13 protein-coding genes are annotated in these 13,102 nt (G+C 72.6%); 10 read left to right on the top strand and 3 right to left on the bottom strand.

Annotated features, from left to right (window positions below; genetic code table 11):
- Positions 1–3: 3 nt before the first annotated feature.
- On the bottom strand, positions 4–717 hold the full coding sequence (locus ACRAKH_RS25430) for a DNA alkylation repair protein (RefSeq protein ID WP_380723885.1): 714 nt from the start codon (positions 715–717) through the stop codon (positions 4–6).
- Here ACRAKH_RS25430 and sthA point away from each other — a divergent pair.
- Complete coding sequence (gene sthA / locus ACRAKH_RS25425) at positions 716–2,128, top strand: Si-specific NAD(P)(+) transhydrogenase (protein WP_380723884.1); 1,413 nt, start codon at positions 716–718, stop codon at positions 2,126–2,128. The genes ACRAKH_RS25430 and sthA overlap by 2 nt on opposite strands.
- On the opposite strand, the gene ACRAKH_RS25420 is transcribed toward sthA, so the two are convergent.
- Both ACRAKH_RS25420 and ACRAKH_RS25415 read right to left on the bottom strand, forming a co-directional pair.
- Positions 2,118–2,987, bottom strand: coding sequence for an alpha/beta fold hydrolase (locus ACRAKH_RS25420; protein WP_380723883.1), 870 nt, complete (start codon positions 2,985–2,987; stop codon positions 2,118–2,120). The genes sthA and ACRAKH_RS25420 overlap by 11 nt on opposite strands.
- Before the next feature lie 14 nt (positions 2,988–3,001).
- Complete coding sequence (locus ACRAKH_RS25415) at positions 3,002–3,649, bottom strand: HAD family hydrolase (RefSeq protein ID WP_380723882.1); 648 nt, start codon at positions 3,647–3,649, stop codon at positions 3,002–3,004.
- Between the two features lie 294 nt (positions 3,650–3,943).
- On the opposite strand from ACRAKH_RS25415, the gene argC reads away from it, so the two are divergent.
- From argC to ACRAKH_RS25370, 9 genes are all read left to right on the top strand, one after another.
- Positions 3,944–4,960 carry an N-acetyl-gamma-glutamyl-phosphate reductase gene (gene argC, locus ACRAKH_RS25410; RefSeq protein ID WP_380723881.1) on the top strand — a complete coding sequence of 339 codons (1,017 nt, stop codon included), beginning with the start codon at positions 3,944–3,946 and terminating at the stop codon, positions 4,958–4,960.
- An 83-nt stretch (positions 4,961–5,043) separates the two neighbouring features.
- A complete protein-coding gene (argJ, locus tag ACRAKH_RS25405; RefSeq protein WP_380723896.1) occupies positions 5,044–6,198 on the top strand; it encodes a bifunctional glutamate N-acetyltransferase/amino-acid acetyltransferase ArgJ in 1,155 nt (384 codons plus the stop codon).
- Complete coding sequence (argB, locus tag ACRAKH_RS25400) at positions 6,195–7,094, top strand: acetylglutamate kinase (protein ID WP_380723880.1); 900 nt, start codon at positions 6,195–6,197, stop codon at positions 7,092–7,094. The genes argJ and argB overlap by 4 nt, the downstream gene beginning before the upstream one ends.
- Positions 7,091–8,266 carry an acetylornithine transaminase gene (locus ACRAKH_RS25395; protein WP_380723879.1) on the top strand — a complete coding sequence of 392 codons (1,176 nt, stop codon included), beginning with the start codon at positions 7,091–7,093 and terminating at the stop codon, positions 8,264–8,266. The genes argB and ACRAKH_RS25395 overlap by 4 nt, the downstream gene beginning before the upstream one ends.
- A complete protein-coding gene (gene argF, locus ACRAKH_RS25390; RefSeq protein WP_380723878.1) occupies positions 8,266–9,192 on the top strand; it encodes an ornithine carbamoyltransferase in 927 nt (308 codons plus the stop codon). Before ACRAKH_RS25395 ends, argF begins: the two co-directional genes overlap by 1 nt.
- Positions 9,189–9,695 carry an arginine repressor gene (locus ACRAKH_RS25385; RefSeq protein WP_380723877.1) on the top strand — a complete coding sequence of 169 codons (507 nt, stop codon included), beginning with the start codon at positions 9,189–9,191 and terminating at the stop codon, positions 9,693–9,695. Before argF ends, ACRAKH_RS25385 begins: the two co-directional genes overlap by 4 nt.
- Positions 9,688–10,884 (top strand): argininosuccinate synthase, encoded by a 1,197-nt coding sequence (locus ACRAKH_RS25380; RefSeq protein ID WP_380723876.1) that lies wholly within the window; start codon positions 9,688–9,690, stop codon positions 10,882–10,884. The genes ACRAKH_RS25385 and ACRAKH_RS25380 overlap by 8 nt, the downstream gene beginning before the upstream one ends.
- Before the next feature lie 44 nt (positions 10,885–10,928).
- On the top strand, positions 10,929–12,272 hold the full coding sequence (argH, locus tag ACRAKH_RS25375) for an argininosuccinate lyase (protein ID WP_380723895.1): 1,344 nt from the start codon (positions 10,929–10,931) through the stop codon (positions 12,270–12,272).
- Positions 12,256–12,900: a DNA-3-methyladenine glycosylase gene (locus ACRAKH_RS25370; protein WP_380723875.1), complete on the top strand. Its 645-nt coding sequence runs from the start codon at positions 12,256–12,258 to the stop codon at positions 12,898–12,900. The genes argH and ACRAKH_RS25370 overlap by 17 nt, the downstream gene beginning before the upstream one ends.
- Positions 12,901–13,102 lie beyond the last annotated feature (202 nt).

Below are 13,102 nucleotides of genomic sequence, written 5' to 3'. Positions count from 1 at the left end.
CGGTCAGAGGTGCTTGAGGGCCTCGCGCCGGGACAGGGCCGACAGGTCGGGGTGGTCGTCGACGAACGCCCGCACCCAGCCGGGGTCCACGCGGGAGTGCTGCCGCAGCGCCCAGCCGATGCCCTTGCGCAGGAAGAAGTCCGGGTCGGCGAGGTTGGCCTCGATGACGTCCCGCAGCAGGTCCAGGTCGGTGTCGCCTTTGGACCCGAGCTGGCAGATCACCGCCACGCGCCGCCGCCACCGGTCGCCGTCGCGCGCCCACGCCCGCACGACCGGCGTCAGCTCGGCCGGGAACGCGCGCAGCAGCGGGCCGATCCGGCGGGCCGCGATCTCGTCCACGTAGTCCCACCACGCGCCGGTGACGACCAGCTCGTCGTACAGCGGCACGAGGTCGGCGCCCTGCCACTCCGGGTGCCGGCCGGCCAGGTCGAGCGCCGCGTACCGCTCCTCCCGGAACTCCGCGCCGCGCCACACGTCCAGCACCGCCGCCACCCACTCCTCGCGCGACGCGGGCGGGTGGGCCGCGAACACGTCGCGCAGCACCCGCGCGCGCACCGGTTTCGGCACGCCGAGGAACGGCATGTCCGACTTCATGTACCGCCGCATCTCCGGCGCCCTGGCCGGGTCGGCGGCCGCGGTCAGCGCCCGCCGGATCGACTCCGCGAGTCCGTTCACGACGCCACCGTAGGACGCCGGGGTGTGCGACGCTTCCGTCATGAGCGAGTACGACTACGACCTCGTGGTGATCGGGTCGGGCCCCGGCGGGCAGAAGGCCGCCATCGCGGGCGCCAAGCTCGGCAAGCGGGTCGCGATCGTGGACCGGCCGGACATGGTGGGCGGCGTGTGCGTCAACACGGGCACGATCCCGTCGAAGACGCTGCGCGAGGCGGTGATGTACCTGACCGGCATGAGCCAGCGCGACCTCTACGGCGCGAGCTACCGGGTCAAGGAGGACATCACGATCTCCGACCTGCTGTCCCGGGCGCAGCACGTGATCGGCCGCGAGGTGCAGGTGGTGCGCGCCCAGCTGCACCGCAACCAGGTCGACCTGCTGACCGGCACGGCGAGGTTCCTCGACCCGCACACGGTGGCCGTGCAGGGCGCGCACCGGGGCGAGCACCACGCCGTCACCGCCGAGAAGGTCGTGATCGCCACCGGCACCCGTCCCGCCCGGCCCGACCAGGTGGACTTCGACGAGGAGCGGGTGCTCGACTCGGACGAGGTGCTGGCGCTGGAGGAGATCCCGTCGTCGCTGGTCGTGGTGGGCGCGGGCGTGATCGGCATCGAGTACGCGTCCATGTTCGCCGCGCTGGGCAGCCGGGTGACGGTGGTCGAGCAGCGGGACCGGATGCTCGACTTCTGCGACCCGGAGATCGTGGAGTCGCTGAAGTTCCACCTGCGCGACCTGGCCGTGACGTTCCGGTTCGGCGAGAAGGTCGTCAACGTCGACGTGTCCGAGACCGGCACGGTGACGACGCTGGCCAGCGGCAAGCGCATCCCGGCCGCCGCGGTGATGTACTCGGCGGGCCGGCAGGGCAACACCGAGGCGCTGGACCTGCACAACGCGGGCCTGGAGGCCGACCACCGCGGCCGGCTGTCCGTGGACGAGCACTACCGCACGCCCGTCGAGCACATCTACGCGGTCGGCGACGTGATCGGCTTCCCGGCGCTGGCCGCCACGTCGATGGACCAGGGCCGCCTCGCCGCCTACCACGCGTTCGGCGAGCAGGCGCGGGAGCTGTCCGCGCTCCAGCCGATCGGGATCTACACGATCCCCGAGATCTCGTACTGCGGCGCCACGGAGGCCGAGCTGACGTCGTCCGCCGTGCCGTACGAGGTGGGCCTGGCGCGGTACCGGGAGCTGGCGCGCGGCTCGATCGTCGGCGACGCCTACGGCATGCTGAAGCTGCTGGTGTCCACTGCGGACCGCAAGCTCCTCGGCGTGCACCTGTTCGGCACCGGCGCGACCGACCTCGTCCACATCGGGCAGGCCGTCATGGCGTGCGGCGGCACGGTGGACTACCTGGTGGACACCGTCTTCAACTACCCGACGCTGTCCGAGGCGTACAAGGTGGCCGCGCTGGACGCCACGAACAAGATCCGCGCGCTGGAGCGCTTCAACTCCTAGGCGTCCGCGACTCCTGGGCGTCCGCGCCGAGGCGGTCGAGGAACGCGGCGACCAGCGGCGCGATCTCGGGCAGGCACTCCTCCAGCGCGAAGTGCCCGGTGTCGAACAGGTGCAGTTCGGCGTCGGGCACGTCGCGCAGGTACGCCTTCGCGCCGTCCTCGGTGAAGATCGCGTCGCCGCGGCCCCACACGACGAGCGTCGGCGGCTGGGCCGTGCGCAGCCACTCCTGCCACTCGGGGTACCGGTCGACGTTGGAGCGGTAGTCGAGGGCGAGGTCCACCTGGATGTCCGCCCGGCCGGGCAGGTCGAGGAAGTGCTGGTCGAGGGTCCAGCCGTCGGGGGACACCAGCGCCGGGTCGGTGACGCCGTCCTCGTACTGGCCGCGCGTGGCCGCGAGGGTCATGAACCCCGCGGCCACGGCGCGGTCGTCGTTGGCGATGAACGCGCGGGCCGCGTCGGACAGGCCGTCGACGTAGGCGTTGGCGTTCTGCACGACCAGGCCGGTGACGAGCTCGGGCCGCCGCACGGCGAGCCGGAACCCGACCGGGCCGCCGAAGTCGAACGCGTAGAGGGCGAACCTCCGCAGGCCGAGCGCGTCGACGAACCCCTCGACGGTGTCCGCGAGCCGGTCGAACGTGTGCCGCCCGTCGAGGTCGCCGCTGTGCCCGAAGCCGGGGTAGTCGGGCGCGACGAGGTGGAAGCGGCCGCCGAGCGCGTCGATCAGCCGGCGGAACTGGTGCGACGCGCTGGGGAAGCCGTGCAGGAGCAGGAGCGTGGGCGCGGCGGCCGGGCCCGCTTCGCGGTAGAAGACCCGGACGCCGTCGACGTCCACGTGCCGGTGGAACACCTGGGGGATCATGCCGCCGACCGTACCTAACGGTTGGATGGCGTTACAACCATTAGATTGGTGACGAGGTGGAGGCGTGCCTCGCGGATGTCCCGCAGCGGCGGGACGAGCAGCGTCGGCAGGCCCGCCTCCACGCCCGCGCCGTCGTGCGTGGACCGGTCGCCGACCATCAGCGTCTCGCCGGGCTCGGTGCCCAGCTCGTCCAGCGCCAGCCGGAAGATCGCCGGGTCGGGCTTCACCACGCCGTGCTCGAAGGACAGCACGAACGAGTCGACGGGCAGGTCCGCGAACGCCGGCCGGATGTCGAAGTGGATGTCGCTCAGCACCCCGATCCGCACGCCGTGCGCGCGCAGCTCCCGCAACGTCGGCGCGGCGTCCAGCGCGAACGGGTTGAACGCCGGGTCGGCCTCCACCGCGTACAGCGAGTCGGCCAGCTCCTCGTCGAACCCGGCCGCCCGGAACGCCGCGTAGCACGCCTCCCGGTGCACGTCGGCGTCCGCGTCCATGCCCGGCACGTCCAACCGCCGCACGTCCAGGCGCGACACCACCTCGGCGACCTGCCCGACGTCGCGCCCGATCCGCCGCAACGCCTCCGCCACCCACCCCCGGAAGGTGGGCGAGAGCACCAACGTCCCCCGCCAGTCGAAGATCACGGCCCGCAGCCGGTCGGTCATCGACACGCTCCTCGCAGTCACGCTGAGTAGTTCGCCACTGCCCTGAAGGCTCCCGCACCACTCCGGCGGCCGGCTACGTTTTGTGACAGGACCCGGACGGTAGGGGCCGTGGCCGGACGCCGACGTTGTCCGCGCACATGCGCCGAGCGGGGTTCGACCCCGGTCCGGAGCCGGTCGCGGTGCGGCCGGGCAACCCGCTCGCGCTCGACCCGCCCGCACGAACCTTCGGACTCACGACGTGGAGGCGCCCGAATTGAGTTGAGTGAGTTTGCACAGCCGTGCATACTTATCCGCATGACGGTACGGATCGCGGTCGCGGGCGCCAGCGGGTACGCCGGGGGCGAGGTGCTCCGGCTCCTGCTCGGGCACCCCGACGTGGAGATCGGCGCGCTCACCGCCGGCGGCAACGCGGGGTCCCGGCTGCTGGCGCACCAGCCGCACCTCCTGCCGCTGGCCGACCGCGTCCTGGCCGAGACGACCGCCGACACGCTCAAGGGCCACGACGTCGTCTTCCTCGCCCTGCCGCACGGCCACTCCGCCGAGATCGCCGCCCAGCTCGGCGACGACACGCTCGTCGTCGACTGCGGCGCGGACCACCGGCTCACCGACGCCGCCGCCTGGGACCGCTGGTACGGCGGCACGCACGCGGGCAGCTGGCCCTACGGCCTGCCCGAGCTGCCCGGTCAGCGCGACGAGCTGCGCGGCGCCCGCCGCGTCGCCGTCCCCGGCTGCTACCCGACCGTGTCCTCCCTGGCCCTGGCCCCCGCGATGGGGCTGGTCGAGCCGGAGGTCACCGTGGTCGCCGTCTCCGGCACGTCCGGCGCGGGCAAGTCGCTCAAGCCGAACCTCCTCGGCTCCGAGGTCATGGGTTCGCTCAGCGCCTACGGCGTCGGCGGCGCGCACCGGCACACCCCGGAGATCGCCCAGAACCTGTCCAAGGTGGCCGACGGGCCGGTCAAGGTGTCGTTCACCCCGGTCCTCGCCCCGCTGCCGCGCGGCATCCTCGCCACCTGCTCGGCGACCCTGAAGGACGCCGACGAGGACGTCCGCGCCGTCTACGAGAAGGCCTACGCCGACGAGCCGTTCGTGCACCTGCTGCCGGAAGGCCACTGGCCGACCACGGGCGCGGTGCTCGGCTCGAACGCCGTCCAGCTCCAGGTCGCGGTCGACCGGGACGTGAACCGGCTGGTCGTGGTCGCCGCCATCGACAACCTCGCGAAGGGCACCGCGGGCGCCGCGGTGCAGTGCATGAACCTGGCACTCGGCCTGCCGGAGACCACCGGCCTGTCCACCGTGGGAGTCGCACCGTGAACCTCAATACCGACGGCCCGTCCACTGTGGGAGCCGCACCGACCGCGCACCGCGGGACGTCCGCGCCCGATCGCACCAGGGGCGTGACCGGACCGAAGGGCTTCAAGGCCGCGGGTGTCGCCGCCGGCATCAAGGAGTCCGGCGCGCCGGACCTGGCGCTCGTCGTCAACGAGGGCCCCGGCCAGGCCGCCGCAGGCGTCTTCACCACCAACCAGGTGAAGGCCGCGCCCGTCCTGTGGTCGCAGCAGGTGCTGAAGGAGCGCAAGCTCCACGCGGTCGTGCTGAACTCCGGCGGCGCGAACGCGTGCACCGGCCCCGAGGGCTTCCAGGACACCCACGCCACCGCCGAGAAGGTCGCCGAGGTGCTGGGCGTCGGCGCGATCGAGGTCGCCGTGTGCTCCACCGGCCTCATCGGCGAGCGCCTGCCGATGGACAACCTGAAGGCGGGCGTCGAGAAGGCGGCCCAGGAGCTCGACGGCACCGACCAGGCCGGGCTGAACGCCGCGACCGCCGTGATGACGACCGACACGCACCCCAAGCAGTCCTGGGCGAGTCACCCGGACGGGTGGTCCGTGGGCGGGTTCGTCAAGGGCGCGGGGATGCTCAACCCGAACATGGCCACCATGCTCAGCGTCATCACCACCGACGCGGTGGTCGACGGCGACGCCCTCGACGCGGCCCTGCGCGGCGTCACCGCCAAGACCTACGACCGGCTCGACGTGGACGGCGGCACGTCCACCAACGACACCGTCCTCGTCCTCGCGTCCGGCGCGTCCGGCGTCACGCCTGCCGCCGCCGACTTCGCCGAGGTCCTCACCGCCGTGGCGCACGACCTGGTCAAGCAGCTCCAAGGGGACGCGGAGGGCGTCACCAAGGAGGTCTCCATCACGGTCAACGGCGCGCTCAGCGAAGCCGAGGCGGTCGTGGTCGCGAAGACCGTCGCCGAGGACAACCTGGTCAAGACCGCCCTGTTCGGCTCCGACCCCAACTGGGGCCGGATCGCGATGGCCGTCGGCCGCGCGCAGGCCACCGTGGACCAGCACAAGCTCGGCATCGCGATCAACGGCGTGACGCTGTTCGCGGACGGCCACAAGGCCGCCGACCGCAGCGAGGCCGACCTGTCCGGCCGGGACGTCGAGATCGTCGTGGACCTGAACCTCGGCGACGGCACGGCCACCGTCCTCACCACGGACCTGTCCCACGCCTACGTCGAAGAGAACAGCGCGTACAGCTCGTGAACGCGCACCGCAAGGCCGAGGTCCTGATCGAGGCGCTGCCGTGGCTGCAGCGCTTCCGGGGCGCGACCGTGGTCGTCAAGTACGGCGGCAACGCCATGGTGGACGACGAGCTGAAGCGCGCGTTCGCCCAGGACATGGTGTTCCTGAAGCTCGCCGGCCTGCACCCGGTCGTGGTGCACGGCGGCGGTCCGCAGATCGCGGCCATGCTCAAGCGGCTCGGCATCGAGAGCGAGTTCCGCGGCGGCCTGCGCGTCACCACGCCCGAGGCGATGGACGTCGTCCGCATGGTGCTGGTGGGCCAGGTCCAGCGCGAGCTGGTCGGCCTGATCAACGAGCACGGCCCGTACGCGGTGGGCCTGTCCGGCGAGGACGCCCACCTGCTCACCGCCGCGCGCCGACCGGCCATCGTGGACGGCGCGCCGGTCGACATCGGCCTGGTCGGCGACATCGTCGACGTCAACCCGGACGCGGTGCTGGACATCGTGCGGGCGGGCCGCATCCCGGTCGTGTCCACCGTCGCGCCGGACGCGGAGGGCGTGGTGCACAACGTCAACGCGGACACGGCGGCCGGCGCGGTGGCGGTGGCGCTGAAGGCCGAGAAGCTGGTCGTGCTGACCGACGTCGAGGGCCTGTACGCGGACTGGCCGGACAAGGGCTCGCTGCTGCACCAGGTGGACGCCGAGCGGCTGGAGAAGATGCTGCCGGACCTGGACAGCGGCATGGTGCCGAAGATGGAGGCCTGCCTGCGCGCGGTGCGCGGCGGCGTCCCCGAGGCGCACGTGATCGACGGCAGGCTCGCGCACTCGGTCCTGCTGGAGGTCTTCACCTCCGAGGGTGTCGGAACGATGGTCACCGAGACGGTGGCCGGCGAGCGAACTGGGGCGGACGAGGCATGAGCGACCAGCAGCGGTGGCAAGCCGCGATGATGAACAACTACGGCACGCCCGGCCTGACCCTCACCAGGGGCGAGGGCGCGCACGTCTGGGACGCCGACGGCAACCGGTACCTCGACCTGCTGACCGGGATCGCGGTCAACGCGCTCGGCCACGCGCACCCGGCGATCGTCGCCGCGGTGACCGAGCAGATCGGCAAGATCGGCCACACCTCCAACCTCTACATCAACGAGCCCGCGCTGAAGCTCGCCGAACGCCTGCTCGACCTGTCCGGTGTGGACGGCGACGGCCGGGTGCTGTTCTGCAACTCCGGCGCCGAGGCCAACGAGGCCGCGTTCAAGCTGAGCCGCCGCACCGGCCGCACGAAGGTCGTCGCGACCGACGGCGGGTTCCACGGCCGCACGATGGGCGCCCTGGCGCTGACCGGCCAGCCCGCGAAGCGCGAGCCGTTCGAGCCGCTGGTGCCCGGCGTCGTGCACATCCCGTTCGGCGACGTGGCGGCCCTCGAAGCCGCGATCGACGACGACACCGCCGCGTTCGTCGTGGAGCCGATCCAGGGCGAGAACGGCGTGGTCGTGCCGCCCGAGGGCTACCTCCAGGCCGCCCGCCGCATCACCGCCGAGCACGGCGCCCTGCTGGTACTCGACGAGGTGCAGACCGGCATCGGCCGCCTGGGCACGTGGTTCGCGTTCCACCAGGTCGGGATCGTGCCGGACGTCATCACGCTGGCCAAGGGCCTCGGCGGCGGCCTGCCGCTGGGCGCGTGCATCGCGATCGGCCCGGCCAAGGACCTGTTCCAGCCCGGCCAGCACGGCACCACGTTCGGCGGCAACCCGGTGTGCTGCGCGGCCGCGCTCGCGGTGCTGGACACCATCGCCGCCGACGGCCTGCTGGAGCACGCCTCCGCCGTCGGCAAGGAGATCGCGGCCGGGGTGGAGGCGCTGAACCACCCGCTCATCTCCGGTGTGCGGGGCGCCGGCCTGCTGCTCGGGATCACGCTGCGCGAGGCGGTCTCGGCGAAGGCCGCGGCGGCCGCGCAGCAGGCCGGTTATCTGATCAACCCGATCCAGCCCGACGTGATCCGGCTCGCGCCGCCGCTGGTGCTCGCCGAGTCCGATGCCCACCGCCTGGTGGCGGACCTCCCGTCGTTCCTGCCCCCGCCCGAGGAGTCGTGATGGTGCGCCACTTCCTGCGTGACGACGACCTGACCCCCGAGGAGCAGGCCGACGTCCTCGACCTCGCCGACGGGTACAAGCACGACCGGATGACGTCCAAGCCCCTGGCCGGGCCGAAGTCCGTCGCGGTGATCTTCGAGAAGAACTCCACCCGCACCCGGCTGTCGTTCGAGGTGGGCATCGCCCAGCTCGGCGGCAACCCGGTGATCATCGACGGCCGGTCCATGCAGCTCGGCCGCGAGGAGACCATCGAGGACACCTCCCGCATCCTGTCCGGGTACGTCGAGGCGGTCGTGTGGCGCACCTTCGCGCAGAAGCGCATCGAGGCCATGGCGTCCGCGTCCCGCGTGCCGGTGATCAACGCCCTGACCGACGAGTTCCACCCGTGCCAGGTCCTCGCCGACCTCCAGACCATCCGCCGCGTGCACGGCAGGCTGGCCGGCCTCACCGTCACCTACCTCGGCGACGGCGCGAACAACATGTCCCACTCGATGCTGCTCGGCGGCGTCACGGCGGGCATGCACGTCCGCATCGCCGCGCCCGCGCTGTTCCAGCCGCTGCCGTGGGTGCTCGACGACGCCCGCAAGCGCGCCGCGGACACCGGCGGCTCGGTGACCGTGATCGAGGACCCGCGCGAGGCCGTGGACGGCGCCGACGTGCTGGTCACGGACACGTGGACGTCGATGGGGCAGGAGAACGACGGCCGCGACCGGATGCGCCCGTTCCGGCCCTACCAGCTCAACGCCGACCTCGTCGCCGCCACCGGCGTGAAGACGACCGTGCTGCACTGCCTGCCCGCGCACCGCGGCCAGGAGATCACCGACGAGGTGCTGGACGGCCCGAACAGCGCCGTGTGGGACGAGGCCGAGAACCGCCTCCACGCCCAGAAGGCGCTGCTGGTCTGGCTGTTGGAGCAGTCGCGATGACCAGGACCGCGCGGCAGGCCCGCATCGTCGAACTGGTCGCCCAGCGCGCCATCCGCAGCCAGTCGGAGCTGGCGAAGACCCTGGCGGTGGAAGGCATCGAGGTCACCCAGGCCACGCTGTCGCGCGACCTGGACGAGCTCGGCGCGGTGAAGCTGCGCGGTCCCGACGGCGGCGCGCCCGTCTACGTCATCCCCGAGGACGGCAGCCCCGTCCGCGGCGTCCAGGGCGGCACGTCCCGCCTCACCCGGCTGCTCGGCGAGCTGCTGGTGTCGGTGGACCACTCCGGCAACCTCGCCGTCCTGCGCACCCCGCCCGGCGCGGCCCAGTTCCTGGCCAGCGCGCTGGACCGGGCCGCGCTCAACGACATCGTCGGCACCATCGCGGGCGACGACACCATCCTCGCCGTGGCGAGGGAACCGCTCACCGGAGCGGATCTGGCAGCACGCGTGAGCGCGCTCGCCGCCGGTCAGGATCAAGCACAACAAGGAGAAAGTCATGAGTGAGCGGGTCGTTCTCGCGTACTCCGGTGGGTTGGACACCTCCGTCGCCATCGGCTGGATCGCCGAGGAGACCGGCGCCGAGGTGGTGGCGGTCGCCGTCGACCTCGGTCAGGGCGGCGAGGACATGGACACCATCCGCAAGCGGGCCCTGGACTGCGGCGCCGTCGAGGCCGTCGTCGCCGACGCCCGCGACGAGTTCGCCGACCAGTACTGCCTGCCCGCGCTCCAGGCCAACGCCCTCTACATGGACCGCTACCCGCTGGTCTCGGCGCTGTCCCGCCCGGTGATCGTCAAGCACCTGGCCGAGGCCGCGAAGTACCACGGCGCCACGACCGTGTCGCACGGCTGCACCGGCAAGGGCAACGACCAGGTCCGCTTCGAGGTCGGCATCGGCGCCCTCGCGCCCGACCTGAAGGTCATCGCGCCCGTCCGCGACTACGCGTGGACCCGCGAGAAGGCCATCGCCTGGGCCGAGGACCGCAACCTGCCCATCGACGTGTCGAAGAAGTCGCCCTACTCCGTGGACCAGAACGTGTGGGGCCGCGCGGTGGAGACCGGGTTCCTGGAGGACATCTGGAACGCGCCCATCGAGGACGTCTACTCCTACACCCAGAACCCGGCCGAGCCCCGCGACGCCGACGAGGTGGTCGTCACCTTCGACAAGGGCGTCCCGGTCGCGATCGACGGCGAGACCGTCACCGTGCTGCAGGCCATCCAGGAGCTGAACCGCCGGGCGGGCGCGCAGGGCGTCGGCCGGCTCGACATGGTCGAGGACCGGCTCATCGGCATCAAGTCCCGCGAGATCTACGAGGCGCCCGGCGCGCTCGCGCTGATCACCGCGCACCAGGAGCTGGAGAACGTCACGCTGGAGCGCGACCTGGCCCGCTTCAAGCGGCAGGTCGAGCAGCGCTGGGGCGAGCTGGTGTACGACGGCCTGTGGTTCTCGCCGCTGAAGTACGCGCTGGACAGCTTCATCGAGAACACCCAGCAGCACGTCTCCGGCGACATCCGGATGGTCCTGCACGGCGGTCGGGCGGTCGTCACCGGCCGGCGCAGCGACGAGTCGCTGTACGACTTCAACCTCGCCACCTACGACGAGGGCGACACGTTCGACCAGACGCTGGCCAAGGGCTTCGTGCAGCTGTGGGGCCTGCCGAGCAAGATCGCCGCGAAGAGGGACCTGGGCAAGTGAGCTCTCTGTGGGGAGGGCGGTTCGCCAGCGGACCCGCCGACGCGATGGCCCTGCTGTCCGCGTCGACGCACTTCGACTGGCGGCTCGCCCCCTACGACATCAGGGGCTCCCGGGCGCACGCCCGGGTGCTGCACCGCGCGGACCTGCTCACCGCGGACGAGCTGGACCGGATGCTGGCGGCGCTGGACGCCCTGGAGGCCGACGTGGCTTCCGGGGCGTTCACCCCCACGCTGGCCGACGAGGACGTGCACACGGCGCTCGAACGCGGCCTGATCGAGCGGGCCGGCACCGAGCTGGGCGGCAAGCTCCGCGCCGGCCGGTCCCGCAACGACCAGGTCGCCACGCTGTTCCGCATGTGGCTGCGCGACGCCGCCCGGCGCGTGTCGTCCGGCGTGCTGGACGTCGTCGAGGCCCTGGCCGACCAGGCGACGGCGCACGCCACCGCCGTCATGCCCGGCCGCACGCACCTGCAGTCCGCGCAGCCCGTGCTGCTCGCGCACCACCTCCTCGCGCACGGCCAGGCGCTCCTGCGGGACGTCGACCGGCTGCGCGACTGGGACAGGCGCACCGCCGTGTCGCCGTACGGGTCCGGCGCGCTGGCCGGCTCGTCGCTCGGGCTCGACCCGGCGGCGGTCGCGGCCGAGCTCGGCTTCGACGGCCCGGTGGAGAACTCGATCGACGGCACCGCGTCCCGCGACTTCGCCGCCGAGATCGCGTTCGTCCTGGCCATGATCGGCGTCGACCTGTCCCGGATCGCCGAAGAGGTGATCATCTGGACCACCGCCGAGTTCCGCTTCGCGGTGCTGGACGACGCGTGGGCCACCGGCAGCTCGATCATGCCGCAGAAGAAGAACCCGGACGTCGCCGAGCTGACCAGGGGCAAGTCCGGCCGGCTCATCGGCAACCTCACCGGCCTCCTGGCGACGCTGAAGGCGCAGCCGCTGGCCTACAACCGGGACCTCCAGGAGGACAAGGAGCCGCTGTTCGACTCCGTGGAGCAGCTCGAACTCCTCCTGCCCGCGCTCGCCGGGATGATCTCCACGATGCGGTTCGACACCGAGCGCATGGCGTCCCTGGCCCCCGCCGGGTTCACCCTCGCCACGGACATCGCCGAGTGGCTGGTGCGGCAGGGCGTGCCGTTCCGGGTGGCGCACGAGGCGGCGGGCGAGTGCGTCCGCGTCGCCGAGGGCCGCGGCGTCGGCCTGGAGGACCTGACCGATGAGGAGTTCGCCACGATCTCGCCCGCGCTGACGCCGGACGTGCGTAGCGTGTTGACCGTGGAAGGTTCGATCGCGTCACGCGACGCCCACGGCGGCACCGCGCCCGACCGGGTCGCCGAGCAGTTGCGGCGGCTCCGCGACAAGGTCTCCGGTGCCCGGAACACCTAGGCAGCTCACCGAGCAGGAGCTCGCGATCGACCCCGTCGACGCCGCGCGGCTCCTGCTCGGCAGCGTCATCGAGTCCACCACCCCCGACGGCGTGGTGGGCGTGCGGATCGTGGAGGTCGAGGCGTACCGGGGCGGCGACGACCCGGCGTCCCACTGCTACCGCGGCCGCACGCCGCGCAACGACGTGATGTTCGGCCCCGCCGGCCGCCTCTACGTGTACTTCGTCTACGGCATGCACTTCTGCGCCAACGTCGTGTCGTCCACGGACGGCGTGCCGGGCGCCGTGCTGCTGCGCGCGGGCGAGGTGGTCGAGGGCACGCCCCTGGCGCAGAGCCGCCGCCCGGCCGCCCGCAGCGTCGCCGAGCTGGCCAAGGGACCGGCCCGGCTCACCACCGTCCTCGGCCTGGACCGCGCCCACAACGGCGTGAACCTGACCGAGTCCGACGCGTCCGTGCGGCTGCTCGCCGGGCCGCCCGTGAACGCCTCCGACATCCGCACCGGCCCCCGCGTCGGCGTGGCCGTGGCGGTCGACGTGCCCTGGCGGTTCTGGGTCGACTCGCCCGCCGTCAGCACGTACCGCCGGGGCACCCGCCGCACGCGGGTCGCCTCCCAGACCGCCCGGCGATGACCCAGGCCTGGTCGCGCGGGTGTGCCGTGCGGTCGTGGACGCCGCCGACCCCGGCTGGGACCGCATCACGTACGCGCCGCGGACCCCGTCGAGTGGTCGACCCGGCCCGTCCACCGCACGCCGTTCGGCGCCGTGCGACCCGTCTGGTTCCACCCGCGGTGGGTGCCGATCGCCACCGACGACGCGGGCCGCCACCTCGTCG

It is taken from the genome of Saccharothrix hoggarensis (genome assembly GCF_052936025.1).
The sequence above is the reverse complement of the archived record's forward strand: the minus strand, read 5'-3'. Positions and strand labels throughout refer to the sequence as shown.

Excerpts from the sequence above, each read along its gene's own strand:
- sthA (WP_380723884.1), top strand. The coding sequence starts at position 716 with ATGAGCGAGTACGACTACGACCTCGTGGTGATCGGGTCGGGCCCCGGC.
- ACRAKH_RS25430 (WP_380723885.1), bottom strand. The coding sequence starts at position 717 with ATGACGGAAGCGTCGCACACCCCGGCGTCCTACGGTGGCGTCGTGAAC.
- ACRAKH_RS25420 (WP_380723883.1), bottom strand. The coding sequence starts at position 2,987 with ATGATCCCCCAGGTGTTCCACCGGCACGTGGACGTCGACGGCGTCCGG.
- ACRAKH_RS25415 (WP_380723882.1), bottom strand. The coding sequence starts at position 3,649 with ATGACCGACCGGCTGCGGGCCGTGATCTTCGACTGGCGGGGGACGTTG.
- argC (WP_380723881.1), top strand. The coding sequence starts at position 3,944 with ATGACGGTACGGATCGCGGTCGCGGGCGCCAGCGGGTACGCCGGGGGC.
- ACRAKH_RS25395 (WP_380723879.1), top strand. The coding sequence starts at position 7,091 with ATGAGCGACCAGCAGCGGTGGCAAGCCGCGATGATGAACAACTACGGC.
- argF (WP_380723878.1), top strand. The coding sequence starts at position 8,266 with ATGGTGCGCCACTTCCTGCGTGACGACGACCTGACCCCCGAGGAGCAG.
- ACRAKH_RS25385 (WP_380723877.1), top strand. The coding sequence starts at position 9,189 with ATGACCAGGACCGCGCGGCAGGCCCGCATCGTCGAACTGGTCGCCCAG.
- ACRAKH_RS25380 (WP_380723876.1), top strand. The coding sequence starts at position 9,688 with ATGAGTGAGCGGGTCGTTCTCGCGTACTCCGGTGGGTTGGACACCTCC.
- argH (WP_380723895.1), top strand. The coding sequence starts at position 10,929 with ATGGCCCTGCTGTCCGCGTCGACGCACTTCGACTGGCGGCTCGCCCCC.